22 protein-coding genes are annotated in these 25,835 nt (G+C 71.7%); 13 read left to right on the top strand and 9 right to left on the bottom strand.

Annotation, left to right across the window (positions count from 1 at the left end):
- Positions 1–171: 171 nt before the first annotated feature.
- The 3 genes from ACIBEF_RS28705 to ACIBEF_RS28695 all read left to right on the top strand — a co-directional run bounded on the left by ACIBEF_RS28705 (position 172) and on the right by ACIBEF_RS28695 (position 3,409).
- On the top strand, positions 172–846 hold the full coding sequence (locus ACIBEF_RS28705) for a DUF6891 domain-containing protein (RefSeq protein ID WP_396796372.1): 675 nt from the start codon (positions 172–174) through the stop codon (positions 844–846).
- Between the two features lie 124 nt (positions 847–970).
- Positions 971–1,864, top strand: a complete 894-nt coding sequence (locus ACIBEF_RS28700) for an SGNH/GDSL hydrolase family protein (protein WP_396796371.1) — start codon at positions 971–973, stop codon at positions 1,862–1,864.
- 120 nt (positions 1,865–1,984) lie between these two features.
- The gene (locus ACIBEF_RS28695; protein WP_396796369.1) at positions 1,985–3,409 is read left to right on the top strand and encodes a protein kinase; all 1,425 of its coding nucleotides are present in this window, start codon (positions 1,985–1,987) and stop codon (positions 3,407–3,409) included.
- A 64-nt stretch (positions 3,410–3,473) separates the two neighbouring features.
- On the opposite strand, the gene ACIBEF_RS28690 is transcribed toward ACIBEF_RS28695, so the two are convergent.
- The 3 genes from ACIBEF_RS28690 to ACIBEF_RS28680 form a co-directional block, all read right to left on the bottom strand.
- A complete protein-coding gene (locus ACIBEF_RS28690) occupies positions 3,474–4,499 on the bottom strand; it encodes a glycoside hydrolase family 11 protein (RefSeq protein ID WP_396796368.1) in 1,026 nt (341 codons plus the stop codon).
- A gap of 431 nt (positions 4,500–4,930) precedes the next feature.
- Positions 4,931–6,076 (bottom strand): RNA polymerase sigma factor, encoded by a 1,146-nt coding sequence (locus ACIBEF_RS28685; protein ID WP_396796376.1) that lies wholly within the window; start codon positions 6,074–6,076, stop codon positions 4,931–4,933.
- 8 nt (positions 6,077–6,084) lie between these two features.
- Positions 6,085–6,492: a YciI family protein gene (locus ACIBEF_RS28680; protein WP_396796367.1), complete on the bottom strand. Its 408-nt coding sequence runs from the start codon at positions 6,490–6,492 to the stop codon at positions 6,085–6,087.
- A gap of 198 nt (positions 6,493–6,690) precedes the next feature.
- On the opposite strand from ACIBEF_RS28680, the gene ACIBEF_RS28675 reads away from it, so the two are divergent.
- The 7 genes from ACIBEF_RS28675 (at position 6,691) to ACIBEF_RS28645 (ending at position 16,071) form a co-directional block, all read left to right on the top strand.
- Positions 6,691–7,146 carry a Fur family transcriptional regulator gene (locus ACIBEF_RS28675; RefSeq protein ID WP_354969622.1) on the top strand — a complete coding sequence of 152 codons (456 nt, stop codon included), beginning with the start codon at positions 6,691–6,693 and terminating at the stop codon, positions 7,144–7,146.
- Positions 7,143–9,419: a catalase/peroxidase HPI gene (katG, locus tag ACIBEF_RS28670; protein WP_396796366.1), complete on the top strand. Its 2,277-nt coding sequence runs from the start codon at positions 7,143–7,145 to the stop codon at positions 9,417–9,419. The genes ACIBEF_RS28675 and katG overlap by 4 nt, the downstream gene beginning before the upstream one ends.
- A 247-nt stretch (positions 9,420–9,666) precedes the next feature.
- Entirely contained in the window at positions 9,667–10,959 is a 1,293-nt protein-coding gene (locus ACIBEF_RS28665) for a glycosyltransferase family 4 protein (RefSeq protein ID WP_396796365.1), read from the top strand.
- Between the two features lie 213 nt (positions 10,960–11,172).
- Positions 11,173–12,597 carry an O-antigen ligase family protein gene (locus tag ACIBEF_RS28660; RefSeq protein ID WP_396796364.1) on the top strand — a complete coding sequence of 475 codons (1,425 nt, stop codon included), beginning with the start codon at positions 11,173–11,175 and terminating at the stop codon, positions 12,595–12,597.
- Between the two features lie 24 nt (positions 12,598–12,621).
- On the top strand, positions 12,622–13,635 hold the full coding sequence (locus tag ACIBEF_RS28655; RefSeq protein ID WP_396796362.1) for a Wzz/FepE/Etk N-terminal domain-containing protein: 1,014 nt from the start codon (positions 12,622–12,624) through the stop codon (positions 13,633–13,635).
- Positions 13,636–13,666: 31 nt separating this feature from the next.
- Complete coding sequence (locus tag ACIBEF_RS28650) at positions 13,667–15,223, top strand: oligosaccharide flippase family protein (protein WP_396796361.1); 1,557 nt, start codon at positions 13,667–13,669, stop codon at positions 15,221–15,223.
- On the top strand, positions 15,220–16,071 hold the full coding sequence (locus ACIBEF_RS28645) for a sulfotransferase family protein (RefSeq protein ID WP_396796360.1): 852 nt from the start codon (positions 15,220–15,222) through the stop codon (positions 16,069–16,071). The genes ACIBEF_RS28650 and ACIBEF_RS28645 overlap by 4 nt, the downstream gene beginning before the upstream one ends.
- Before the next feature lie 18 nt (positions 16,072–16,089).
- On the opposite strand, the gene ACIBEF_RS28640 is transcribed toward ACIBEF_RS28645, so the two are convergent.
- From ACIBEF_RS28640 to ACIBEF_RS28630, 3 genes are read right to left on the bottom strand one after another with little or no spacing between them, the layout of a single operon-like run.
- Entirely contained in the window at positions 16,090–17,571 is a 1,482-nt protein-coding gene (locus tag ACIBEF_RS28640; RefSeq protein WP_396796358.1) for a hypothetical protein, read from the bottom strand.
- The gene (locus ACIBEF_RS28635) at positions 17,568–18,347 is read right to left on the bottom strand and encodes a sulfotransferase family protein (RefSeq protein ID WP_396796356.1); all 780 of its coding nucleotides are present in this window, start codon (positions 18,345–18,347) and stop codon (positions 17,568–17,570) included. The genes ACIBEF_RS28640 and ACIBEF_RS28635 overlap by 4 nt, the downstream gene beginning before the upstream one ends.
- Positions 18,340–19,302 (bottom strand): hypothetical protein, encoded by a 963-nt coding sequence (locus ACIBEF_RS28630; RefSeq protein ID WP_396796355.1) that lies wholly within the window; start codon positions 19,300–19,302, stop codon positions 18,340–18,342. Before ACIBEF_RS28630 ends, ACIBEF_RS28635 begins: the two co-directional genes overlap by 8 nt.
- A gap of 258 nt (positions 19,303–19,560) precedes the next feature.
- Between ACIBEF_RS28630 and ACIBEF_RS28625 the strand changes: the two genes are divergently transcribed.
- Genes ACIBEF_RS28625 through ACIBEF_RS28615 form a run of 3 tightly spaced genes read left to right on the top strand, consistent with a single transcriptional unit; the run spans position 19,561 to position 22,781 of the window.
- Complete coding sequence (locus ACIBEF_RS28625) at positions 19,561–20,832, top strand: glycosyltransferase family 4 protein (RefSeq protein ID WP_396796354.1); 1,272 nt, start codon at positions 19,561–19,563, stop codon at positions 20,830–20,832.
- Positions 20,829–21,848: a sulfotransferase gene (locus ACIBEF_RS28620; protein WP_396796352.1), complete on the top strand. Its 1,020-nt coding sequence runs from the start codon at positions 20,829–20,831 to the stop codon at positions 21,846–21,848. Before ACIBEF_RS28625 ends, ACIBEF_RS28620 begins: the two co-directional genes overlap by 4 nt.
- A gap of 3 nt (positions 21,849–21,851) precedes the next feature.
- Complete coding sequence (locus ACIBEF_RS28615) at positions 21,852–22,781, top strand: sulfotransferase family protein (RefSeq protein ID WP_396796351.1); 930 nt, start codon at positions 21,852–21,854, stop codon at positions 22,779–22,781.
- Here the strand turns inward: ACIBEF_RS28615 and ACIBEF_RS28610 are convergent.
- Genes ACIBEF_RS28610 through ACIBEF_RS28600 form a run of 3 tightly spaced genes read right to left on the bottom strand, consistent with a single transcriptional unit; the run spans position 22,760 to position 25,734 of the window.
- Positions 22,760–24,445 (bottom strand): signal peptidase I, encoded by a 1,686-nt coding sequence (locus ACIBEF_RS28610; protein WP_396796349.1) that lies wholly within the window; start codon positions 24,443–24,445, stop codon positions 22,760–22,762. The two genes, ACIBEF_RS28615 and ACIBEF_RS28610, sit on opposite strands and share 22 nt — an antisense overlap.
- Positions 24,446–24,456: 11 nt before the next feature.
- Positions 24,457–25,089, bottom strand: a complete 633-nt coding sequence (locus tag ACIBEF_RS28605) for a SipW-dependent-type signal peptide-containing protein (RefSeq protein WP_357198983.1) — start codon at positions 25,087–25,089, stop codon at positions 24,457–24,459.
- A gap of 9 nt (positions 25,090–25,098) precedes the next feature.
- Positions 25,099–25,734 (bottom strand): SipW-dependent-type signal peptide-containing protein, encoded by a 636-nt coding sequence (locus tag ACIBEF_RS28600; RefSeq protein WP_396796348.1) that lies wholly within the window; start codon positions 25,732–25,734, stop codon positions 25,099–25,101.
- Between the last annotated feature and the right edge of the window lie 101 nt (positions 25,735–25,835).

Genomic DNA, 25,835 nt, shown 5'->3' with positions numbered 1-25,835 from the left:
CACCCGCTACGACAAACTGGCCGTCCGCTACGAAGCCACCCTGACCATCGCCGCCATCAACCAGTACCTCCGAGCTTTATGAAACACGGGCTAGGGCGTGCCTGCGGGGACGGCCGCCGCGCCGGCCGTTCTCCGACCGAGGTCGTCACAGGCCCATGTGAAGATCTCGGCGTGACTGAGTGGACGTACAACGATCGCCCTGCCGGAGTCAGGTTCCTCACCGATCGAATCCCGGAGCCGGGCCGCACCGCCATCGAGGACGAGCTGTGGGCCTGGGTGGTGCGTGGTGAGAGCGACGCGGACGAGTTCGTCGACTTCTTCGACGACGACGACGAGCGCTGCGGCGCGACTGACGATGAGCTCAGGGCGGCACACGAGACGGCGTTGGCGGTTCGGCGGGAGCAGCAGCGCGAGTGGGGTGAGGTGCGCGGCAACCTCACCCGTGCCTTCGTCGAGCTCAACGGGCTGGGGGTGTTGGCCCGGGAGAACTTCAGCTGTTGTGGCACCTGCGCGAGCGCCGAGATCGACGACGAGCGGGACGACTCACGGCACTGGCGCGGGTTTCTCTGGTACCACCAGCAGGACACCGAGTCGCTGCTCGCGAGCGAGGACGGCGAGGTCTATCTCGGCTACGGCGTCTATCCGCCGGCCGACTTCGACGAGGCCGCCTACGCGGGCCTGTCGGAGGCCGAGCAGCAGGCCAGCTACCAGGCCGACCTGGAACGACTGCTGGACGAGGTCGCGTTCCCGGTGCTGCGCAAGCACGGCATGCGGGTGGAGTGGAACCGCAAGCAGTCCCGGCGGATCAAGGTCACCGGTGCCCAGTGGTATGCGCCGCTGGATTGACCGCCATCGTTCCATCCCACACTCCGGGCAGATGTTTAGTGAGGTTCATCGATATTGACGGGGCGGCCTCGGCGGCGACAGGATCTCGGGCACCACCACCCCTGATTCCCTCCTGGGAGGCGCCATGACCCGTCCCCGCCTGCCCCTCCTGCGGGCAGCCACCCGGTTGGCCGCACTCGCCCTCGCCACCGCCGGCGTGCTGCTCACCGTCGCCACCCCCGCCAGCGCCGCCGTGCCCACCGGCCGCTACGTAGCGCTGGGCGACTCGTACACCGCAGGCCCGCTGATCCCCACCCAGGTCGACCTCAACTGCCTACGGTCCAACCGCAACTACCCGTCGCTGGTGGCGGCGTCCGCCGGTTCGTCGTCGTTCGCCGACGTGAGCTGCTCCGGCGCCACCACTGACGACATCCTCTACGGCGGTAGCGGCCAACTGGGCATCACGACGCCACCGCAGCTCAACGCGGTGACCTCGAACACCTCGCTGGTGACGGTGCAGATCGGCGGCAACGACATCGGCTTCTCCGGCATCATCGGCGACTGCGCGGAGGCGAGCGTCAGCAGCCCGCTGGGATCTCCGTGCAAGAACCGGTACACCGCCGGAGGAGTCGACCAGTTGCAGGCGCGGATCGTCGCCGCCACATCGAAGATCACCGCCGTGCTCCAGGCGGTCCGGCAGGCCGCACCGGGCGCGCGGGTCGTGGTGCTCGGCTATCCGGCGATCCTGCCGGACAGCGGTTACGGCTGCTGGCCGGTCGTTCCGATCGCCTACCAGGACGTGCCGTACCTGCGTGGCGTCGAGAAGTCACTCAACGCGATGCTGGCCAGCGTCGCGAGCGCCAACGGCGCCACCTACGCCGACGTCTACACCCCGTCGATCGGCCGGGACGCGTGCAAGAGCAGCGGCACCCGCTGGATCGAGGGTCTGGTGCCGCAGAACTCGGCCGCGCCGTTCCACCCCAACGCCCGAGGTGAGCAGGGCATGGCCACCGCCCTGATCGCCAGGCTGAACAGCTGATCAGGCCCCCGAATGGTTGGAGCGGCCCCGTCGGAAGCGGCGGGGCCGCTCCATGGGGGCACCGGGCTCGGCCGACGTCGCGGTGCTTGGGATCGGGCAGTCCGGGGTACCGACGATGTCATGCCGATTGTGGGGGAAGTCGTCGGGGACCGTTACCGTCTGCTGGAGAGCATCGCCAGCGGTGGAATGGGCGACGTCTGGCGGGCGGTCGACGAAACCCTGGACCGCTGCGTCGCGATCAAGATGCTGCGACCTCGGCTGGTCACCGATCCCGGCTTCGGCGAACGGTTCCGTCGCGAGGCCCGGGCGATGGCGGCCCTGCGTCACCCGGGTGTCGCGCAGGTCTACGACTACGGTGAGGTGTCCCAGCCCGACGCTCCGGTGCTCGCGTACATCGTCATGGAGTGCGTGCAGGGGCAGCCCCTGTCCGAGCGGATCGCCGAGACGGGCCGGCTGGGTGTGGCCGAGACGATGTCGATCGCCGCGCAGACCGCCCGCGCGCTCCAGGCCGCGCACGACGCTGGCGTCGTCCACCGGGACGTCAAGCCCGGCAACCTGATCATCGAGCCGGACGGGCACGTCGTGCTCGTCGACTTCGGCGTCGCGGTGACCCAGGAGGCGGCGAGCCTCACCGGGACGAACCAGGTCGTCGGCACCGCCCTCTACATGGCGCCCGAGCAGGTCACCAGGAGCGAGACGACGTCGGCGATCGACATCTACGCGCTGGGGGCGGTCGTCTACCACTGTCTTGCCGGCAGGCCCCCGCACGAGGGCGAGAACGCGGTGGCGGTGGCGTTGCGCCATCTCGAAGAGGAACCGTCGCCGCTGCCCGGGGACGTTCCGGAGGCGGTCCAGCGGTTGGTCGCCACCGCGATGGCCAAGGACCCCACCCGTCGCTTCCCGACGGCGGCGACAATGGCCGTGGCGGCCCAGATGCTCGCGGATCCGGCCGATCAGCTGCGGACGGCTGTCGGAGCGCCGGTCGGGGCGGCGGTCGAACGCACCGAGATTCAGCGGTCGGTCTTCGGCGGTGTGGCGAGGCGGTCGGGCGGCCCTGGGCCCAAGGTGCTCGCTGTGGTTCTCGGATCGATAGCCGCGGCGGCCGCCGTCCTGGTGCTCGCCGATCCCACCGGGATGATGACGGGCCCGACCGACGGGCCGTCGACGCCGCCAGCGGTGTCGCCGACGGGCCCTTCGCAGCGCGAGCCCGACCTGGGCGTGGGTGGCGGAGAACCGGCCACCCGCGGTTCCGGGGGCCTGCCGGTCCGCGCGCCTGGCTCCCCGACCCCGACGGCAGGCGTGTCGGCGGGTGCCGGGCCGGTCGGCCAGCCAACGCCCTCCGGCGAGAGCACCGGGGGTGCGCCCGAGCCCACCTCGTCCGAGAGCCCGCCAGCGGAGCCGACGGCAGCCCCGACGGGTGGGACGACGGCGGTGCCGACCGCGACAGCGTCCGAGGAGAGCGAGGAGGAGCCGGCTACGGAGCCGACGAAGAAGCCGTCCCCGGGGGCACCGGCAGCGGACGAGAACGCGGCGCCGGAGGTCTAGGACACAGTGCTGGCGTGACGGCCGAGGCCGCCACGCCAGCACCGTGGGTCAGGAGTCGATCGGGTCAGCCGGTGCTGCAGGTGATCGTCGGCCAGTTCCAGTTGCCGTTGGCCATGACCGTGATCCCGAAGTTGTTGCCGTTGCCGTTCGGCCTCGCGGTGACGGTGCCGCTGCTGCCGCTGACGGAGGCGTTCCAACTGTTCTGGATGCTCTGGCCGCCACCGAGGCCGAGGCTGACCACCCAGTTGTTGGTGCCGCTGACGGCGACATTGAGGTTGAACCGGTCACCCCACTGCTGGCCGGCGGAGATCGTCGCGTTGCAGTTGCCGTTCCCCGGGTTGCCGGTGGTGGGCGGAGTGGTCGTCGGGTTCCCGCCGCTGCCCTCCCGCACGGTGATGTCGGAGCTTCCCTGGCTCTGGTAACCCTCGGTGGCCATGACCTGGTAGCTGTGGTTGGTGCCGAGGTTCAGGCCGGCCCGGGCCCAGGCGTCGAAGTGGTTGGCGGTGGTGATGGTGCCACTCGAGCGCTTCTGCTGGCGGACGCTCCAGAACTGGTAGAACGTCTGGTTGCCGTCGATCGACGGGGCGTTGACCCGCTGGCTGCGGAGGATGTCGTAGGTGCCGCCGTCAGTGGTGACAGTGCCCATGCGGGTGGCGCCGCTGCTCGGGTTGTAGCTGCCGAAGTTCTCCACCACGTAGTACTCGATGAGCGGGTTGCGCGTCCATCCGTACAGGGCGAGGTAGGTGTTGTTGTTGCCCGGGTTGTAGCTGCCCGAGTAGGTGACCGTCCGCCGGGTGCCGGTGGCCCAACCCTTGCCGCCGACCCAGTTGTTGGTGCTCCTGTCCCAACTGCTGGTGTACCGGCCATCGGCGCGCAGCGTCATGCTGGCGTTGCCGCTGTCCTTCCAGAACGAGAAGTAGTACCCGTTGTGCGTGCCAGTGAGGTTCGACGTGAGGGTCCGGTCGGCCTCGGCGTACGCGTTGGTGGCCGTCATCGTGCCGGCGACGGCCACGACGGCGGCGCATGCGGCGCCCAGGAGCAGCCGCAGACGGGCGCGGCCTCTCGGTTTGGTGTGGCTGGTGTCGGTCATGGAACTGTTGCCTCCTCTGACGGCTGGCGGGGGCCAGCGGCGCGGTACGCCTCGGCAGGCTGCCGGTGGTCGGGTAACGGCCACGGCGTCGTACCGCTCGGTGGTGGTGGGGCCGGTCGTCCTGCACGATGATCGGAGAAGTGGGGCGTGGTGGCTGGTGCTGACGACAATCGAACGCCGTCGATGGCGACCGTATTAACCCGGCCGTCGACTTGTCAACAACTTCCGGAAACAGAGCAGCAACACCTCCGCCATCACCGGAGCGGCATCCGTACAGGTCAGTAGTGGATCAGAGGTCAGGTCGGCTGCCGTGGCGTCCCAACAGCCGAACATCGGCCGGGATGGGGCCGCCGAAAGTTCCGGAGACTTTCCGGACCAGGTGCCCTGGCCTTGGTCAACGGCACTGGCGGACGCTCCCGTTGCCCGAGGGGTCAGCGACGCCGTAGGTCGTTGAGTCGGGCGGCCTGGCGGGTCAGATGGTCGCGTTCGGCGAGGTTGGGGGCCTGCTGGGCAGCCTCGGTGTACAGCCGCGCCGCCGTTGTCAGGTCGCCGTCACGCTCGTTCAGGTACGCCGCCACCGCCGTGTACCGGGGCAGCGCGCCGTCCACCGCCGCGAGCGCCGCCAGGCCGGCCCTGGGACCGTCGGCCTCACCGACCGCCACCGCGCGGTTGAGCCGGACGACCGGGTTGCCGGTCAGGCGCGTCAGTTCGTCGTACCACTGCACGATCTGCATCCAGTCGGTCTCCGCGGCGGTGGGCGCGTCCGCGTGCAGCGCCGCGATGGCCGCCTGGGCCTGGAACTCACCCAGTTGGTCGCGGGCCAGGGCCGCCTGCAGAATCGCGACGCCCTCGGCGATCGACCGGGTGTCCCAACGGCTGCGGTCCTGCTCGGCGAGCGGCACCAGGCTGCCGTCGGCGGCGGTCCGGGCGGCGCGGCGGGCGTGGTGCAACAGCATGAGGGCGAGCAGCCCCGTCACCTCGGGGTGGTTGATCGCGGCCGCGAGCTGCCGGGTGAGCCGGATGGCCTCCGCGGCGAGGTCCACGTCACCGGAGTAGCCCTCGTTGAAGACCAGGTAGAGGACGCGTAGGACGGTGGCGACGTCACCGGGTCGGTCGAACCGCAGCCCGGAGACGGTGCGCTTGGCCCTGCTGATGCGTTGCGCCATGGTCGCCTCGGGCACCAGGTAGGCGTGGGCGATCTGCCGGGTGGTCAGCCCGCCGACGGCGCGCAGTGTGAGCGCGACAGCGGACGACGGCGTCAGCGACGGGTGGGCGCACAGGAAGTAGAGCTGGAGCGTGTCGTCCGCGGTGGGGGTGGGCCCCGGCCCCGGCTCCTCCTCGACGAGATCCTCGCGCCGACGGCGAGCGGTGTCGGCTCGGGCCGCGTCGAGGAACCGTCGCCACGCCACAGTGGTCAGCCAGCCCAACGGGTCGCGCGGCGGGTCGGCCGGCCAGACCCGGACCGCTTCGACCAGGGCGTCCTGCACGGCGTCCTCGGCCGCCGCGAAGTCGATTCCGCGGCGGACGAGGATCCCGAGGACGCTCGGCGTGAGGTTGCGCAGCAGCGTCTCGTCCATCGGAGCCGTCACTCCGTGATGGTGGGGGGCTCGCTCAGGAACGGGCGCAGCTCCAGCCACTCGTGGATCGGCTTCCCGCCCGCCCCGGGCGCGGCCGACAACTCCCCGGCCAGCTCGACAGCCCGGTCGTAGCTGTCGACGTCGATCACCATCCAGCCGGCGATGAGATCCTTGGTCTCGGCGAACGGGCCGTCGGTGACCGGCGGGCGGCCCTCGCCGTCGTACCGGACGAACGTCCCCTCCGGGGCGAGTGCCTGACCGTCGACGAATTCACCGGTCTCCTCGAGTCGGGCCGCGAAGTCGCGCATGTACTGCATGTGGGCTGAGATCTCCGCCGGCGTCCACTGGTCCATGGGCACGTCGTTCACCGCGGTCGGGCCGCCCCGGTAATGCTTGAGCAGCAGGTACTTGGCCATCGTGGTGCTCCTTGGTGTTGGCTGCGACCCGTCGTGGTCGCGTCCACTGCGGGGACGGAGCCGCTCGGCACTTCTCGACATGGCTGTCCGAATTTCTTCCTCCCGCAGGTTAACCTCGGGTGAATCGTCCGCCGTTGAGGCACCTCGGACGGTGCAAAACTTGATTCGTTCCAAAATAGTGAGCTAATGTTCGTACCCGTGATGTCCGACTTCGAGGCGCAGCTACGGGCTGTCTCGTTGCGCGTGACCCGGCCCCGGTTGGCGGTGCTCGCGGCGCTGCGTGACCACCCGCACGTCGGCACCGACGCGGTGATCGCGCTGGTCCGCGCGGACCACCCCACGGTCTCCCACCAGGCGGTGTACGACGTGCTGCGGGTGCTCACCGACGCCGGGCTGGTGCGGCGCATCCAGCCGGCCGGGGCGACCGCCCGATACGAGTCCCGGATATCGGACAATCACCACCATGTCGTGTGCCGCTCCTGCGGCGCCATCGCCGACGTCGACTGTGCCGTCGGCCACGCTCCCTGTCTTACCGCCTCGGGCGACCACGGTTTCGTGGTCGACGAGGCGGAGGTCGTCTACTGGGGCACCTGTCCCGACTGCGCGACCGAACGCACGCCCCAGAGATCCGCAAGCTCGGAAGGAAGTACATGAGCGACACCCAGGACAACGGCCCCGTCAGTGCGCAGGGCGTGGACCAGAAGGCAGCGGCCGGCTGCCCGGTCGCGCACGACTCGGTGACCGCGCACGGCAGCGAGAGTGAGAACCCGGCGATCGACTCGCCGACCCCGAAGACCGGTGGTCGTCCGCGCACCAACCGGGACTGGTGGCCCAACCAGCTCGACCTCTCGGTGCTGCACGCCCACTCGTCGAAGGGCAACCCGCTGGGCGAGGACTTCAGCTACGCCAGGGAGTTCGCGAAGCTCGACGTCGAGGCCCTCAAGAGCGACATCGTCGAGGTGCTCACCACCTCGCAGGACTGGTGGCCGGCCGACTTCGGCCACTACGGCGGCCTGATGATCCGGATGAGCTGGCACGCCGCCGGCACGTACCGCATCGAGGACGGTCGGGGCGGCGCCGGCGACGGTGGGCAGCGGTTCGCGCCGCTCAACAGCTGGCCGGACAACGCCAACCTGGACAAGGCCCGCCGGCTGCTCTGGCCGGTCAAGCAGAAGTACGGTCAGCAGATCTCCTGGGCCGACCTGCTCGTGCTCGCCGGCAACGTCGCCCTGGAGTCGATGGGCTTCAAGACCTTCGGCTTCGGCTTCGGTCGCGAGGACGTCTGGGAGCCCGAGGAGATCTTCTGGGGTCCCGAGGACACCTGGCTGGGAGACGAGCGCTACGCCACCGAGAAGGAGATGGCGGCCGGCGTCGGCTCGACCGAGATGGGGCTCATCTACGTCAACCCGGAGGGCCCGCGCGGTAACGCGGACCCGGCCGCGGCGGCGCACTTCATCCGCGAGACCTTCGGCCGGATGGCGATGAACGACGAGGAGACCGTCGCCCTCATCGCCGGTGGTCACACCTTCGGTAAGACCCACGGTGCCGGCGTCGCCGACAACCACGTGGGTCCGGAGCCCGAGGGCGCGCCGCTGGAGGCGCAGGGCCTGGGTTGGCTGAGCACCCACGGCAGCGGCAAGGGCGCCGACACGATCACCAGTGGTCTCGAGGTGACGTGGACCGACGTTCCGACGCAGTGGAGCAACCGCTTCTTCGAGATCCTCTTCGGCTACGAGTGGGAGCTCACGACCAGCCCCGGTGGCGCGAAGCAGTGGGTCGCCAAGGACGCCGAGGCGATCATCCCGGACCCCTTCGACCCGGCGAAGAAGCACCGGCCGACGATGCTCACGACCGACCTGTCGCTGCGCGTCGACCCGGCGTACGAGAAGATCTCCCGCCGCTTCCTGGAGAACCCCGACCAGTTCGCGCTGGCCTTCGCCAAGGCGTGGTACAAGCTGCTGCACCGCGACATGGGCCCGGTCGAGCGCTTCCTCGGGCCGTGGGTGGCCGAGCCGCAGCTCTGGCAGGACCCGGTGCCGGCCGTCGACCACGAGCTGGTGGGCGACGCCGACATCACCGCGCTCAAGGCGAAGGTCCTCGAGTCCGGTCTCACGATCGACCAGCTGGTCTCCACCGCCTGGGCGTCTGCCGCGAGCTTCCGGCACACCGACAAGCGCGGCGGTGCCAACGGGGCGCGCATCCGCCTCGAGCCGCAGCGCAGCTGGGAGGTCAACCAGCCCGAGCAGCTGGCCACCGTCCTCACCACCCTTGAGGGCATCCAGCGGGAGTTCAACGAAGCCGGCGGCGCGAAGATCTCGATCGCCGACCTGATCGTGCTGGCCGGTTCGGCCGCCGTCGAGAAGGCGGCGCGGGACGCCGGCGTCGAGGTGACCGTGCCGTTCCGGGCTGGCCGTACCGACGCGACCCAGGAGCAGACCGACACCGACGCCTTCCGGGTCATGGAGCCGCGCGCGGACGGTTTCCGCAACTACCTGCGTCCCGGCGAGAAGACCCAGCCGGAGGTGCTGCTCGTCGACCGTGCGTACATGCTCAACCTGACCGCGCCCGAGATGACCGTCCTCATCGGCGGCCTGCGCTCCCTCGGCGCGAACGTCGGCGGCAGCCAGCACGGTGTGCTGACCGACCGGCCGGGCGTGCTCACCAACGACTTCTTCGCCAACCTGCTCTCCCCGGGCACCCGGTGGAGCGCGTCGAAGTCCGACGAGCACGTGTACGAGATCCGCGACCTGGCCAACGATGAGGTGAAGTGGACCGCCACCGCGGTCGACCTCATCTTCGGGTCCAACTCGCAGCTGCGCGCCCTCGCCGAGGTCTACGCCAGCCAGGACGCCCGCGACAAGTTCGTCGCCGACTTCGTGGCCGCCTGGACCAAGGTCATGGAGCTCGACCGGTTCGATCTCGCCTGACAGGTACCACCGACGAGCCCCGGCCGATCCGCACGTGATCGACCGGGGCTCGTCGCCGTTCGCGTGCCGTTCGACGCGGCACCAGCGCCGGTCACCTCGATGTCACCCCCGGTGCCATTCCCTTCGCGGCGAATCCCATGGATGATTTTTCTGTCTCAATGATCAGGTGGCGGACGGGCCCATCCATGGCAAGGTGTTGACCCTGCCCCGGACGGCGGGCGCGGACCTAGTCACGCAGGGAGTCAACGTGGCCCATCCCGACCTGCAGGCCGAGGACGTGGACCAGCACGCCGGAAGGCCTGCGATACCCCGGCAACGGGTGGTCTCCGCCGGGCGGTCCCGAGCGGGCGTCGCCGACACAGCCGTCGCCTGGCGTCCGCTGCGGATCGCGATGATCGGCCAGAAGGGGATGCCGGCGACCTACGGCGGGATCGAACGGCACGTGGAGGAGATGGCCAGCCGGCTCGCCAGCTACGGCCACGAGGTCACCGTCTACTGCCGCCGGAGCTACGGCGAGACGCCCGCCGACGGCTACCGGGGCGTACGGCTGCGCCAGACCCACACGATAGCGAGCAAGCACCTGGATGCCATCGTGCACGCGGCGACCTCGACTATGGCGGCGATGGCCGCCCGGCCCGACATCGTGCACTACCACGGGCTCGGGCCGGCCCTGGTCGCCCCACTTCCGCGTGCCCTGTCCCGGGCGCGCGTGGTGTTGACGGTGCACGGGCTCGACAACCAGCGGGGCAAGTGGGGGCTCGCCGCGCGGGCCGTGCTGAGCAGCGCCCACTGGTTCAGCGGGTACGTCCCGCATCAGCGGGTAGCGGTATCCCAGGGGCTGGCCGCCCACTACGGCGCCCGGTTCGGCCGCCCGACGACCTACATCCCGAACGGCGTGAACCCGGCCCGACCGGCGCGGACCCGTCAGATCCAGAACCGGTTCGGGCTGACCCCCGGCGGCTACCTGCTGCTGGTCGGTCGGCTGGTGCCGGAGAAGGCGGCCGACCTGCTGATCCGGGCCTTCCGCCGGACCGAGACCCCGATGCGCCTGGCGATCGTCGGCGGGTCGTCGTTCACCGACGACTTCGTGGACCGGCTGCGCCGGGAAGCCGGGGCGGACGACCGGATCGTCTTCACCGGGTTCGCCTACGACGACCTTCTCGCCGAGCTGTACGCCGGAGCCGCCGGCTTCGTTCAACCGTCCCGGTTGGAGGGACTGCCGTTGACGTTGCTGGAGGCGGCCGCGTACGGGCTGCCGGTGGTCGCCAGCGACATCGCGCCGCACGTCGAGGTGCTCAGGGCCGACACCGCCGGCGGACGGTTGTTCCGCGACGGCGACGAGGACGACCTGGTCCGGGTGTTGACGTCGCTGCTCGCCAACCTGCCGGGTGAACGGGCCGGCGCGGTGGCGCTGGGCGAGCAGATCACCAGCAGGTACAGCTGGGACACCGCCGCCCGCGAGTTGGAGCAGCTCTATCTCCGGCTGGCCCCGGAGCCGGGCCGCCGGGCCAGGGCACGATCCACGGCGACCGTCGACTGACCGGACGGCGCCAGCCGGGGCAGTGTCGGATCAGCCCCCCGGGGGACGGGGCAGTCGGTGCAACGGCCCCTTCTGCCGCCGAGGTGACAGGACTAGGTTGAACCGATCTTGTGCCGGGAGGACATCGGATGGCCGCGCCCGGCAGCGGCCGAGCAGCGTCGATTCAGTTCAGTGGGATCAGTGGAACAACACACGCAGCAGGTCACTCCGCTCATGACCAGGCGGCTCGACCCGACCCGCCTGCTCACCGGCGCGGCGGCGCTGGCCGCCGCGGTCGTGGCGGTGGTCGCGGGTGTCTCCATGGCGGCCGGTGACCGCAGGGGGATGGTGCTGCCGCTCGCGGCGGTCGTGGGGATCGCGGTGGCCGTCCTCGCGCTGACCCGGTTCGCCGGGTACGTGCTGCTGATGCTCGCGGTGCGCTGCTGCGTCGACCTGTTCAAGCTGACCGGCCCGAGCGCCGGCCAGGCCGAATCCGGCGGAACGGCCCGGGCGGTGGACCCCTCCACCCTGCTCGCCGTGCTGTTCCTCCTCGCCGCCGGGCTCTGGCTGGCCGCGCAGCTCAGCCGGCACGGGCGGCTACGCGGCTCCCCGCTCAGCTGGGCCATGCTGCTCGTCGGTGCCAGCAGCCTGGTCAGCGCCCTCGGTGCCAGCCGGCCGGCGAACAGCCTGTTGGAGGCGCTGCGGATCCTCACCGTGGTGGTGATGTTCGTGGTGCTGGAACAGCTCATGCCGGACACCGCGGCGATCCGTCGGGTCCTGCTCGCCTGCTACGCCTCGCTGGTGCTGGCGCTGGGCTACACAGTCGTGCTGTCGCTGCTCGGCAACCCGCCGGCCGAGGTCAAGGGCGACTTCACCCGCATCAGCGGCACGTTCAGCCAGTCGACCACGTTCGGCCGCTACCTGATGTTCATGGTGATCTTCGGGTTCGCGGTGTACCGCTTCCTCGATCGTCGCCTGCGGGCGTCCCTCGGGGTGCTGCTCGCGCTCTCGCTGCTGTTCCTGCTGCTCACCAACACCCGCAGCGCCCTGCTCGGTGCGGCGATCGGCTTGGTGGTGGTCGCCGCGCTGCATCGCAGCAAGCGGATGCTGGTCACCCTCTGCGTGGTGGCGGTCGCCGGGGTGGCCCTGGTGCCCGCCGTCGGCGAACGCTTCGCCCAACTCGGCACGTCCCGCGCTGTCGGCGGAGACCCGACCGGAAACACCCTGGCCTGGCGCATCGGCTACTGGACCGAGATCGTCACACTCGCCGACCGGAACCCGGTGACCGGCATCGGGCCGAACATGACCCAGCGGGAGACCGACGAGGCGAAGAAGCCGCACAACGACTTCCTGCGGGCGTACGTGGAGACCGGGCTGCTCGGTCTCGGGGCGTACCTGCTGATGCTGTTCGCCCTTCTGCACACCGCCCGGACCGCGCTGCGGCGCGCGCCTCCGGGCAGCTTCGAGCGCGGCGTCGCGGTCGGGTTCACCGGCTGCGCCGCCGCGTTCGTGGCGGTCAGCGCCGCGTCCAACGTCATTTCCAACGTGGTCACCCTCTGGTACTTCGTCGCGTTCGCCGCGGCGGCCAGCGTGATCGCCCGCCAACCGGCTCCGAACCTGACCGGCGAGCAGCAACGAGGCACGTCCGTCCCGGTTTGACTGAACGACAGCATTGGGGAAAAAGTGGAGATCGTCGACTACCTGCGGGTCGCCCGGCGGCGCCTCTGGGTACTCGTGGGGGTGCCGGTGCTCGCCACCGGTGCCGCGGCCGCCATCGTCCTGTCAGCGCCACAGCAGTTCAGCGGGACCGCGTACGTGGCGGCGCCGGCCCTGGTGGGCGGCGTGGCCGGGACGCAGTACACCGGTACGCAGGCGGCGAACCAGTTCGTCGCGGCGTTCGGCGCGGCGGTCACCTCGCCCCGCGTCCTCGCCGACGTTGCCGCCGACACCGGGGTGCCGCCGGAGCGGTTGCGCGACGGGCTCGCCGTCACCCAGGTCGGTGCGAGCAGCCAGTTGGAGGTGACCTACACCGCCGGCGACCGGGCGACTGTCGCGCCGGTGCTGACCGCGACCACCACCCGGGCGCTGGCCTTCCTCTTCTCCTCCCAGGTCGGCATCGCCACCGGTGAGGTCGAGGCGGCCAACGCCGACGTCACCGCGGCGACCAAGGCGATCGGTGAGTGGGAGAAGGCGAACAAGGTCTCCCAGCCGGACCGGATCTACCAGGCCACGTTGGGCGAGCTGACCAGCCTGCGCCAGCAGCAGCTCTCCATGCAGGCGGTCGGCAACGGCCGAGGTGTCGACGCGGCGACCGCCGCGATCACCGCTGCCCAGAAGAAGCTCGACGAGCTGGGGCCGAAGCTCCCCGACTACCAGGCCCTGATCGCCCAGCGGGACGCGGCGACCAGCGCCCTGTCCCAGGCGCGGGAAGGGTTGCAGGCGGCGCGGGCGCAGGCCCAGGCCGCCGATCCTCAGCAGGTGACCAGCATCGGCGAGGCGCACGAGGTGAGCCGGATGACCGAGCTGGTGCGTACCGCCCTGCCGGTGGGTGGTGCGGGTCTGCTGCTCGGGGTGCTGCTGGTGGGCGTACTCGAACTGCTGTCCCGGGGTCGTTCCGCCGCCCGGCCGCAGGCTCCGGCGGCGACCACCGCGGCCGTCTCGTCGCCGGCGGAGACCGTGGGCGCGGCACGGCCGTGACCGTCGGAGAACCGGCCGCCGGGTGCGCGAGGTGACCGGCCGGTCGCCGGCCGCGCCGGAGACCGGCGACCAGCAGGTACGCGGCATGGCCCGCGGCGGTGTGCTGAACCTGGGTAGCGCCGTGCTCAGCCAGGTGGCGCTGTTCCTGGTCATGTTGTTGCTGGCCCGGGTCCTGGGTGTACGCGAACTCGGCCGGTACGCCCAGGTCTACGCCGTGCTGTCGCTGCTGGGGCTGCTCTCGCTCTCCGGCTTCCGGGCCGGGCTGACCCGGTTCGTGGCGGTGCACCTCGCCGACGACGAGCCGGCCGCCCTGCGGGGCGCGATCCGGCTCGGGATCGGCATCTCGGCAGTGGCGTCCACAGTGATCGCCCTCGGTCTGGTGGTCGGCGCGCCGTGGCTCGCCGACGCCCTGCACGACCCGCAGCTCACCACCGGACTGCGGTTGGCGGCGCTCAGCCTGCCCGCCGCCACCATCTGCGAGGCTGCCCTCGCCGCCACCCGCGGGTGGCGCACACAACGGGCGTACGCGCTCATCGGCCAGGTCTACGAGCCGGCCGCCCGGCTGGTGCTCACCGCTCTGGCGCTCGCCCTCGGGGCCGGCCTGACCGGCGCGTTCTGGGCGCTGGTGGCGGCGAGCTGGAGCGCGGCCGGGCTCGCCCTCGTGGCGCTCGCCCGGATGGTGCGCCGGGTGCCCGCAGCCCGGCCCGCGTACCGGCCGGGCGAACTGTTCCGGTTCTCCACCGTCAGCTGGGTCTCCTCGCTGTCGTCCACCGGGCTGATCTGGGTGGACGCGCTGCTGCTCGGCTTCTTCGACTACGGTCCCGACGCGATCGGCGTCTACCACGTGGCGACCCGGCTGGTCACCATCGCGGTGTTCGCGCTGGCACCGGTGAACGCCTCGTTCGGTCCGCACCTGGCGCACCTCTACCACCAGGGTCGACTGGACGAGGTACGCCGGATCTACCGGGTCGCCACCGGTTGGGTGCTCCGGCTGTCGCTGCCGGCCTTCGTGGCGTTGCTGGTCTTTCCGGAGCAGTTGCTGCGCGTGGTCGGCGGGCCGGGTCTGGCCGGCGGTGCGGCGGTGACCGTGGTGCTGGCGCTCGGCCAACTCGTGAACGCCGCCACCGGGCCCTGCGGGACGCTGCTGAACATGTCCGGCCGGGTCTCGGTCAACATGGTGGACAACCTCGCGGCCCTGCTGCTCAACGTCCTGCTCAACCTCTGGCTCATCCCGGCGTACGGCATTCTCGGCGCGGCGGTGGCCTGGGCGGTGTCGTTGGCAGCGGTGAACGTCGCCCGGGTCTGGCAGGTGCGCGCGCAGGTGCACACCGTGCCGGTGACGGCGGGCATGGTCAAGGGCCTGGTCGCCGCGCTGGTCGCGATGGGTGCCGGGTTCGGTGTGCGGTGGCTGCTCGGGGGCGGGACGGTGCAGCTCGTGGTCGGTCTGGCCGCGATCGTGGCGGTGTACCTCGCCGTGGTGCTCGCACTCGGGCTCAGTCGGGAGGACGTCATGGTGTTGCGCTCGGTGACCCGCCGGGGCGCTCGCCGTCGCGCCGCCAACCCCACCCCCGCCGAGGTCGGCTCGTGACCGGCGGCGCGCGGCGGCAGGTCACCGACCGGCTGCGTCGGGGGGTACGCGCGGCGCGGGCGTGGGGGCGCGCGGCGAAGCCGGGCGAGCCCGGTCCGTTGCCCGATTTCCTGGTGATCGGGGGGCAGCGCTGCGGCACCACGTCGCTGTACCACCACCTCGCCGCGCATCCGCTGGTCCGGGCGGCCAGCGGTAAGGAGTTGCAGTACTTCAGCATCCACAGTGGTCGGGGGGTGCGGTGGTACCGGGGGCACTTTCCGCACCTCGGTCCCGGTGAGCGGACGTTCGAGGCGAGCCCCTACTACCTGTTCCATCCGAGCGTGCCGGCCCGGGTCGCGGCGACCCTGCCGCAGGCGCGCTTCGTCGTCCTGCTGCGCGATCCGGTGCAGCGGGCCTACTCGCACTACCTGCACACCCGCTCGTACGGCGTCGAGCCGCTGTCCTTCGCCGACGCCCTCGACGCGGAGGAGGAGCGGCTGGCCCGGGCGACGCGCGGTGGCCCGGACAGCGCCGCCGCGCACCGGGCGTTGCGTAACTATTCGTATGCCGCCCGGGGTCGCTACGCCGAGCAGTTGGACCGCTGGTTCGCGCAGGTCCCGCGGGAGCGGATCCACGTCGCCCAAACCGAGGACCTGCACACCGACCCGGCCGGCACGTACGCCGACATGCTGCGCTTCCTCGGCCTGCCGGCCTTCACCCCCGAGGCGTTCACCCGGCACACCCGTCGCGTCGACCCGGGTGTCTCCGAGCTCACGCCGGAGCTGCGGGAGCGCCTGGGTGAGCACTTCGCGCCGCACAACGCGCGCCTGGCCGCGTTGTTGGGCTGGCCGGACCCCTGGCCCGGCTAGGGCACGGCGGTCTCCGTCCTAGCGGACGGCGGCGAGGATCCGGTCCACCGGCTGGTCGGCGCGGAGCAGGACGGGGACGTCGGTCACTGTGGTGCCGCCGCCGGCCGCGCCCAGCGGGGAACCCACCGTCCCGGTCCGTCCGCCCGGTGTCGCCGGCACGGTGACCGGCGTGTTCGACGCCGACCAGAGCACCAGCGTGCTCGACCCGCCCCGGACGAACGCGACCCCGTGCAGCCTGCCGGCCACCGGGGCGGGCAGCGGGGTGACTGTGGCGTCCCGCGCCGCGTCGGCCAGGGCGGCCAGCATCCGGCCGGCGTCCCGTTCGGCGCCGTCCGGGTCGAGCAGGCCGTAGCGGACCTCGCTACCGGCGGCGTTGTTCGGGTTGTACGCCAACGGCAGCCAGCTGATCTCACCGATCCCGCCGGCGACCAGCAGGGTGACCGTCTTGACCATCTCCGCCGCCCGGCTGGCCGGGTCACCGTCGCCGTCGCGCCAGAACTGCCCGACCTCCCACGCCTGGATCGGCGTGCCCGGTGGTGTGGTGGCGCGCAGGTAGTCCAGCAGCGGGGCCACCCCGTTGAAGTGCTCGTAGAAGTGCACCTGCCGGACGTCGACGGTGCGGTCGGTCAGCAGCGACTCGGTCACCGCCAGGAAGCGCAGGCTGCGGCTGTTGGTCTCGGTGCCGAGCGCCCGGCGCAGTTGCGCCTCCCCGTTCACCGCCGGGATCTGCTGCCCCCGGGTGCCGACCCGACGTTGGAAGTACGCCTGGTAGGCGGCGACGGCCTCGGGGATCCGACCGGCGCGCACCAGCCGGTCGGCGACACCCATGCCGTACGCGACGCTGCTGATGCCGGAGTCGACCACCAGCGCCTTCGGGTCGGTCGCGCGGATCGTCTCGGCGGCGGCCCGGACCAGCCGCGCGTAGTCCTCGGGGCTGCCGGCCCAGTAGCTCGGCGCGTTGACCTCGTTCTCGATGGCGTACTCCCGCACCCCGTACGGGCTGTAGCGCTGCACCACCGAGCGGACGAAGCGTTGGTACGCGCCGAGGTCGGTCGGCATCGCCGACTCGGTCTTGTTCGCCGCGCCCCGGGTGTAGCGGGCCTTGCCACCGGTCGCCCAGCACACGCCGGTGCGGATCTTCAGGTGCAGCGTGACGCCCAGGTCCCGGCTGCGCGAGGCGATCTCGTCCAGCCCAGCCCAGTCGACCTGCCCCGAGGTCCGTTCGATCTCGCACCAGGAGATCTCCTCGTACGTCGCCGAACCGGCGAGCCGGCGCAGGTACGGTTCGAACTGCTGGTACCGCGACCAGTCCCAGTGCGCGCCGAACGGGTTGCTCACCGGGTCGGCGGCGCGCCCCGGCGGGGCGGCTCCGGGTGCCACCGTCGTGGAGGGGGTGGCTGCCGGTGGCGGATCGTCGTCGCCGGCGGTGCAGCCGGCGGTGAGCAGGAGCGTGACGGCGACGGCGACGGTGGCCGCGCACAGCCGGCCGGGGCGGGTCACCGGTAGCCCAGCGCGCGCATGGTCGGACCGGCGAAGACCCAGACCAGCAGGCGCAGGAACGGGTCGAGTTCGCGGCGGTAGCTACCCACCCGGGAGCCGTAGATGGGCGCGGTGTCGCCCACCGCCGCCCGTCGCCGCTGCGCCTCGGTGGTGTACTTCTGCGCCACGTCGTGCTGCTTGCTGTCGTAGTCGAGGATGCCGTCCTCCCAGGGCTCGCCGAGGAATTCGAAGAGGCCGCGCATCGTCTTCTCCGGCTCGCTGACCGCCTCCTCGTACCGCAGCTCGTAGTAGCGGTCCGCCGGCAGGGTGGCGCCGACGGCCCGAGCCGTGCGGATGTAGCGCGGCCACTTCACCACGCACTTCACCGCGGACCAGTAGCCGAACCGTTTGCGGTGCGAGACCACCACGTCGCGTCCGTCCCGGATGAGGTGCACGATCTGGGCGTCCGGGAAGACCTCGGTGACGAAGTCGAGCGACATGGCGTACAGCGGGGTCTTGTCGGCCCACCGGGCCTTGCCCCGCGTGGCGGCGTAGTCGGCGTGCACGCCGCCGAAGAAGTCCCGGATCCGGCGCAACCAGTCCTCGCGCGGAAAACCGAAGCGGGCCAGTCGCTCCCAGTCCCGGCCGACGATCCGTCGCAGGTCCGGCAGGAACCGGGTCTCCGGACCGCAACTGATCCGCGAGTGCGAGTCCAGGACGAGACGCACCATCGTGGTGCCCGACCGCTGGCAGCCGACCAGGAAGATCGGTGCGGTACGGGTTCCGGTCTCAGCCACTGTCGACCGCCTTCGTCGTCTCGGATCGGGCGTCGGCCGCGGCGCGATCGAGCCGGTCGGTCAGCTCGTCACAGAGGGCCCGGACGCGCCTGTCGATCGGTAGCCGTCGGTGGTGCGCCGGGCCGTGCGACGCGCGTGGGGCGATGTGCGCGTGCAGCCGGGGATGGTAGGTGAAGTCGAGGAAGGCGCAGAGCCGCCGGAGCTGCGCGGCGGGCTCCGTGACCAGGCTGTCGTAGCGGCAGAGCAGCACGTCGGCCCGCTGGTCCAGGCCGAGCTGGAAGAACAGCGAGTTGCGGACGTACCAGAACAGCGCGGCGCCGCTGTGCGGATCCAACCCCTGCGGGTCGTGGGCCCGGATCAGCTCGACGGTGTCGGCGTCGAGGCGTTGCCCCTGCCACCGGCGGCCGATGCTGCCGTCGGCGATCGCCCGCAGCGCCCGCAGGTTGGCGTCACCGAACTTGGCGACCTCGGAGCGGGCCCGGTCGTCGACGTCGCGGTAGACCCAGAGCGCCCGCCCGGGGGTCAGCCCCGGCAGGGCCAGCAACTCGTCCACGCGGTGGCTCTCACAGAGCGGCTTGACCAGGACGTACGCGTGCCGACTCCGCTGGAGGATGGCGGTCAGCACCGGGTCGGGGCGCAGGTGGAAGCGGTGGAAGAGGGTGCCGTCGTTCTCGTTGCGGACCTCGACCTCCCCGGCGGCGTCCAGGCCCCGGACCAGCATGTTCGTGCCGGAGCGTTGCAGACCGACCAGGTAGACCGGCATCGCCGAGCCGGGCGTCCGGCCGGCCCGCCGCCGCCAGCGTCGCTTCGCCAGTGCGGTGCCGATCCGGTCGACCGGGTTGAGGCGGTCCTCCTCGATCAGCCGTCCGATCCCCTCGGTACGAGCCCAGCGCAGATGCCGCCGGACCCGGCGCGCGGTGTACGCGAGCGCGGAGACCTCGTCGTCGGCTGCCACGGTCCTCCTCGTCGGACACCGGCCCCGGCTCTGCACCAGAGCGGGTGTGACCGGCGGCAGCCAGGCTATCGGGAGATCATGGCGGTAGGCCAGGCCGCGGACCGCACGGGCAGACGAAGATCACCCGTTCAGCCACATGCCAAACGTGAGCTGGACTCGCCGACCCGCCCTGCATACCGTGGGCCCTGGTCGGGGCGGGCAGACCCCGGTCATCACCCCGGGCCCGGATCGCCCGATCGATGTGAGCAGGGCGAGTCGATGCGCGTGCTGCACGTGAACAAGTTCCTCTACCGCCGTGGCGGCGCGGAGGGGTATCTGCTCGATCTCGCCGACCTGCAACGGGTCGCCGGCGACACGGTCGCCTACTTCGGCATGAGCCACCCGGAGAACGAGTCGCCGCTGCCGTACGCCGCGCGGTTCCCGTCCGAAGTGGAGTTGGAACCGGCGCCCAGCGGTGTGCGGCCCCGCGCGGTGGCCGTCGGCCGGATGCTGTGGTCACCGACGAGCCGCCGCGGGCTGGCCCGGGTGATCGACGACTTTCGGCCGGACGTGCTGCACCTGCACAACATCTACCACCAGCTCTCCCCGTCGGTGCTCGCCGCCGCGCGCGCCGCCGGTGTGCCGTGCGTGCTGACCATGCACGACTACAAGCTCGCCTGCCCGAGCTACCAGCTGCTGGACCGGGGCCGCCCCTGCCAGGCGTGCGTCACCGGTGGCCCGTTGCAGGCGGCCCGTCGCCGCTGCAAGGACGGATCGCTGTCGCGCAGTGGCCTGCTCGCCGTCGAGTCCTGGTTGCACCGGCAGTTCGACGCGTACGACCCGGTGCAGCTCTTCGTGAGCCCGAGCGAATTCCTGGCCGACGTGATGCGCCGAGCGGGCGTCTACCCGGACCGGCTGCGGGTGGTCAACCACTTCGTCGACCTGACCGGTGTCGCGGCCAAGCAGACCCCCGGCGGCGGTGTCGTCTTCGCCGGGCGGCTGGCGTCGGAGAAAGGGGTCGACGTGCTGATCGAGGCGGCCGCCGCGCTGCCGGACGGGGTCATCGTGGACATCGCCGGCGACGGTCCGGCCCGGCCGGAGTTGGAGGTGCTCGCCGCGCGGCGGGTGCCCGGCCGGGTCCGGTTCCACGGCCGTCTCGACAAGCCGCGCCTGCACGAGTTGATCCGGTCGGCGGCAGTGGTCGCCGTTCCGTCGCGATGGCACGAGAACCAACCGATGGCGGTGCTGGAGGCGTTCGCCTGCGGTGTTCCGGTGGTCGCCACCGACCTGGGCGGGCTTCCCGAGCTGGTCGAGCCCGAGGTGGACGGCCGCGTTGTCGCGGCCGACGCGCCGACGGCCCTCGGCGACGCGCTCAACGACCTCCTGGCCGACCCGGACCGGGCGTACCGGATGGGCCGGGCGGGCCGGGCGAAGATCGCCGCCCAGTTCGCCCCGGACCGGCACCTGGGCCGGATCCGTGGGCTGTACGAGGAGGCCGCCGAGGCGCTGCCGTCGCGCCGGGCCGCCGCCGGTGGGGGAGCGGCCCGGTGAGCCCGGTGCGGGTGCTCTACCTCGCCGGCAGCGGTCGCAGTGGCAGCACGCTGGTGACCACGGTCCTGGGACAGTTGCCGGGTTTCTTCGCGGCCGGCGAGCTGCGGTACCTGTGGCGGCGCGGCATCCTGGAGAACCGACCCTGCGGCTGCGGTGCCCCGGTCGCCGACTGCCCGCTCTGGGCCCGGGTGCGCGCCGACCTGACCGACGCCGACCCGGCCGGGATCGCCGCCCGGTTGGCCCAGCGGCTGCGGCTGCGCGGACTGCCCGCACTGCTGCGCCGCCAGCGTCGGGGGCAGCCGCCGGTCGCCGGCCACCCCGACGACACGCACCTGGCCCGGCTCTACGCCTCGATCGCCGAGCACGCCCTGGCGGGCCGGTCGGACGGCGTCATCGTCGACTCCTCCAAGCTGCCGCCGTACGGGGCCCTGCTCGGCGGCCTGCCCGGCATCGACCTGTACGTCCTGCACGTGGTCCGCGACCCGCGCGCCACCGCGTACTCGTGGCGTCGCCGACGCCCGCTGGACGGGCGCGCCAACGACCAGCTGATGAGCCGCCCACCGGTCGGCAAGGCCGCGCTGCTCTGGCTGGCCTGGAACACCGCGACCGTACGGCTGTGGGGCGACCGTCGCCGTGCGCCGGGCCGCTACCTGCGGGTGCGGTACGAGGACTTCGTGGCCGACCCGGCCGGTGTCACCGCCCGGATCGCCGGCTTCGTCGGCGCGATTCCCGACGAGCTTCCGTTTCCGACGCCCGCCACGGTACTGCTCGCGCCCACCCACTCGGTGGCCGGCAACCCGTCGCGGCACCGCACCGGACTGGTCGACGTGGTTGCCGACAGCGAATGGCTGACCGGGCTGCCCACCCGCGCGTACGCGGTGGTGACCGGGCTGACCGCCGTGGCGCTGACCCGCTTCGGCTACCCGTTGCGCCGCCCGGCGGCCATCTCGTCCGCCGCCCGCTTCGCCGCGGACCCGGCCGTCTCCCTGTCACCCGCCACCCGGCAGAAAGGCTGAACGATGCTCTCACTGGTGGTGGGCACCGGTCGCTGCGGTTCGACACTGGTCCAGGAGTTGCTCTCCCGGCATCCAGCGGTCGGCTTCGTCTCCGGTCTGGACGACAAACTGGCCCGGCTCAACCCGAAGGGCAGGTTCAACGGCCCGCTCTACCGGCGTTCGGCGCCGCGCCCGGCGGGGATGACCTCGCTGCGGCACAGTCGACGGTTGCTGGAGCGGGGCCGGCTCCGGGTCGCGCCGTCGGAGGCGTACCACCTGCTCGACCGGCAGGTCCTGGCCGGCTTCTCCCGGCCGTGTCGGGACCTGGTCGCCGAGGACCTGACCCCGTTCGTGGCCCGGCGGCTGCGGGCCTTCTTCGACGAGCGGATCGCGCGGCAGGGCTGTCAGCAGTTGGTGCAGCACGTCACCGGGTGGCCCCGGACCGGCCTGCTGCACGCCGCGTACCCGGAGCTGCGGGTGGTCAACGTGGTGCGCGACGGCCGGGCGGTGGCCAACTCGTGGCTCCAGATGGGCTGGTGGGACGGCTGGCGCGGGCCGGACAACTGGATCTACGGTCCGCTCCCGTCCGACCTCCGGGAGGAGTGGGCCGAATCCGGTCGCTCCTTCCAGGTACTCGCCGCGCTGGGCTGGAAGATGCTGATGGACGCCTTCGCGCAGGCCCGGCTGCGTCACCCGGCCGACCAGTGGCTGGACGTGCGCTACGAGGACCTGGTCGAGCAACCGCGCGAGCAGGTCGGCCGGATGCTCGACTTCCTCGGCCTGGGCTGGTCGACGGCCTTCGAGAAGGGCTTCTCCCGGTACGACTTCACAGTGGGCCGGGCGGAGGCGTACCGGGACGAACTCAGCCCGGCGCAGCTCGCCGCGACCGAACGGGTGCTGGAGAAGTCCCTAGCTGAGTGGGGCTACCCGGTCTACGGAACGCTGCAGGAGTAGAGGATCGCCGTCACCATGCCGACCGTTCCGGTGACCGGTGTCGACGTCCAGCCGCCGGGGCCGTTCGCGACCAGGTTGAAGGTGCCGGTCCCGATGCCGAGCAGCCCGCCGGGGACGGTGACCGAGGTGGCGCTGGCGCCGAGAGTCCCGCCGCCGGTGAAGCCGCCCGACAACGACCAGGTGAAGCCGCTGCGGGTCAGGCCGCCGACCGGCAGGGTCCAGGTGAAGGTCGGCGGGGTGAGCACGCCGGCCGTGCACTGCAGGTTGGTCGGTGGATTGACCGTGCCGGCCTGCAGCGAACCGCGACCGTACTCGGTGCCGGTCCAGGCGGCCAACGTCGACTGCGGCGGTGCCAGCACGACGGCGGTGCCGGCGAGCAGCAGGGCGGCGGCACCCGCGAGCCAGCGCCGCCGGACGTGGCCGGCTCGCTCCCGGGCCGGCCGAGACCGCACGCGCAGGCGCCTCACAGCCGACCCACCCTGACCCGGCGCGCGGCGCGCACGAGCAGCAGGCCGGTGACGAGCGCACCGCCACCGTCCCGTGACGATCAGGTCCGCCGACCCCGAGGCCACCGCGTTGGCGAGCAGACTCGCCGTGACGAGCACCCAACGCTGCTGATCGGCGCGCATCGAGCTGATGGTGACCGGGTGCGCGGCCAGCCTGGTGGCGGGACCGTCGGCGAGGACCTGCGCACCCTGGCCGGTGGGGCAGGCACCCTCCACCCAGCGGATGGCACAGACGGCCACCATCACCTGGAGTCCGTCCGGACGGACGGCGAGAGGACCCAGCGCGGACAGCGAGATGGTCACCTCGCCGGGCTGCTCCGCGTGCGCCGAGACGCCCACCTGCCAGGGCACGGGCTGCTCCGGCGCCAGGTTCGTCATGCGATCGTCGTCGCCGATCGAGACCAGCGTGAGGTACCTGCTCCGAATGACCTCCTCGGTGGTGTCCGCGCGGGCCTGGCCGGGCGTCGCGAGTACCGCGGCGGCAACGCCCGGCAACACCGCCAGCACGACCCACATGCGCCCCACTGTCGAGTCACCACGCGTTCCCGTGCCGCTCGGCTGGGTGCCGACCTCCGGCGCTGCCCCCGCCTCGTCGGGCATAGCCGAATCCGGTCGCCGACGGCGCCACGCGCGCTGTCGTCGGCTCCCCGGCTCGCCCCCGCGCGGCCAGAACGCCCATGTCACGATCACCGCGGCCCCGATCGTGATGAGACTCGTGGCGTAGACGTTCGACACGGCTCGCACCGCGTACCCGAGCCTGGGCACCGACCACTGCACGAGCCGCACGTGGCTCACCGCGTACGGCGCGGCGTCGTTCGACTGGTTCGCGTCCCCCCGAAGGGTGAGCAGGCGAGTGGCTCCACCGCCGTTGGCGATGTCGACCACCCGGTGGGTGATCGGTGGCAGCGGCGTGCGGTCGACGGTGACGACGTCTCCCACGTGGACCTCGGACGCGGGGATCTCCCGCACCACGGCCATTGACCCGGCCGGGATGGTCGGGCTCATCGACCCGGTCTTGAACAGGATGAGCGAGATGTCGAAGAAGAACGCCAGCGGGACGAGGACGACGCAGGCCGTCCCACCGACGGCGAGCACTGTCAGCACCAGGTCGCCGACCCGGGCGAGGGTGCTGTTCCGTCGACGTTCGCGTCCCACCATCTGCAGATCCTTCACGTAGACGTGGCAGTGAATTCCCAGGTGACGACCCCGGTCGTGCCCTGGTACGTGTTGCTGGCGCCGGACTGGACCCGGACCTCGAAGCAGAACCTCAGCTGCGGCGTCGCGCCGGCCGGCACGGTGATGGGGGACGACACCGGTGAGCCGGGCACCGCGGTGATGGCGGAGTAGCCGGGCCCGACGATCCAGGTGGGTGAACCGGAGAAGGCGGCGGCGGCACACGTGGTGCTGGTCGTGGGGGTCCGCACCGCCCGGTACTCGAGCGCGGGCAGCAGGGCACCGGAGTTGTTCGACGAACTCGTCAGCGCGACCGTGCCGCCGACATTCGTCGTCGAGGTCGTCCGGATGTCGAGGAAGGCGTAGAACGACACCGAGGGGGACATCGCCGTCGCGTTGAACGCCAGCGTCGCGGCGTTCGCGACCGGGGTGTGGCTGGCCCAACTACTGGAGGCGGTCTGCGATTCGGTGCCGAAGACGCTCGCGCCGAACGACCCGGTGCCGTACTCGCTGTCGGTCCACGCGGCGAGCGTGGACGTCGTTCCCAGGCCGAGAACGAGGGCGCCAGCGAGTACGGCACGGGTCCGGCGAAGCCGTGGTGTTCCGGCCGGCGTCCGACGGTTGACCACGGCCATCACCTAGACGGACTCGGCCAACAGTTGCCAGGTTTCCGTAACCGAGGTGCCCTGCACCAGGGTGCCCCCCGCGGTGACGACGAAGCAGAGGTTCACCGGAGCGCCGGGCGTCGTGGGGGGAGTGCCCTGCGTCAGGTTGAACGGCACCGCGCCGGCCACCGAGTTGAGCGGGGTGCCCTGCGCCACGATCCAGGTCGGGGTGGTGGGCGTCGCGCTGCAGTCCGCGAAGGCGGGGACGGTCGCGATGCCGTAGGTGAGGCCGACGAACCCGGCTGGGGCGGGGGTCGCCGACGCCACGGTGACTGTCGCGTCGTACGTCGTGGCCGCGGTCAGTCGGACGGCGAACGGCGCCGCGACCACGTCACCGGGACTGATGTCGTCGAAGCCGGTGCTGAAGGTCAACGCGGCGGCCGTGCCGGCGGTGGGGTGCTCGGCGTAGGTGGTGCCGTTGGTGCTGCCCTCCATGCTGAAGGTGCCCGCCGTGAACGTGCCCGTGGCGTACTCCGAGTCGTTCCAGGCGGCGAGGGTGATCGTCGCACCGAGGCCGAGGACGATCCCTCCGGCCAGGATGGCCTTCAGCTTGCGACGGCGGCCTCGACTGCTCGGGTTCTCCACTGCCGTCCCTGTCGGTTCAGTCAATTTGTCCTCCTCGGTGCAACGCGGTTGGTTGTCGTGGGCCGGTGCCAGCGGCGCAAGCAACACGATAAGCACCCAAAGAGGGGCAAAACACCCAAAGCGGT

Origin of the sequence: Micromonospora sp. NPDC050795 (genome assembly GCF_044456785.1) — a bacterium.
In the GTDB taxonomy this organism is placed as follows: Bacteria; Actinomycetota; Actinomycetes; order Mycobacteriales; family Micromonosporaceae; genus Micromonospora.
The sequence above is the reverse complement of the archived record's forward strand: the minus strand, read 5'-3'. Positions and strand labels throughout refer to the sequence as shown.

Coding starts and splice junctions, on each gene's coding strand:
- ACIBEF_RS28610 (WP_396796349.1), bottom strand. CDS start 24,445: ATGGTGGGACGCGAACGTCGACGGAACAGCACCCTCGCCCGGGTCGGC.
- ACIBEF_RS28700 (WP_396796371.1), top strand. CDS start 971: ATGACCCGTCCCCGCCTGCCCCTCCTGCGGGCAGCCACCCGGTTGGCC.
- ACIBEF_RS28680 (WP_396796367.1), bottom strand. CDS start 6,492: ATGGCCAAGTACCTGCTGCTCAAGCATTACCGGGGCGGCCCGACCGCG.
- ACIBEF_RS28625 (WP_396796354.1), top strand. CDS start 19,561: ATGCGCGTGCTGCACGTGAACAAGTTCCTCTACCGCCGTGGCGGCGCG.
- ACIBEF_RS28615 (WP_396796351.1), top strand. CDS start 21,852: ATGCTCTCACTGGTGGTGGGCACCGGTCGCTGCGGTTCGACACTGGTC.
- ACIBEF_RS28685 (WP_396796376.1), bottom strand. CDS start 6,076: ATGGACGAGACGCTGCTGCGCAACCTCACGCCGAGCGTCCTCGGGATC.
- ACIBEF_RS28690 (WP_396796368.1), bottom strand. CDS start 4,499: ATGACCGACACCAGCCACACCAAACCGAGAGGCCGCGCCCGTCTGCGG.
- ACIBEF_RS28660 (WP_396796364.1), top strand. CDS start 11,173: ATGACCAGGCGGCTCGACCCGACCCGCCTGCTCACCGGCGCGGCGGCG.
- ACIBEF_RS28695 (WP_396796369.1), top strand. CDS start 1,985: ATGCCGATTGTGGGGGAAGTCGTCGGGGACCGTTACCGTCTGCTGGAG.
- katG (WP_396796366.1), top strand. CDS start 7,143: ATGAGCGACACCCAGGACAACGGCCCCGTCAGTGCGCAGGGCGTGGAC.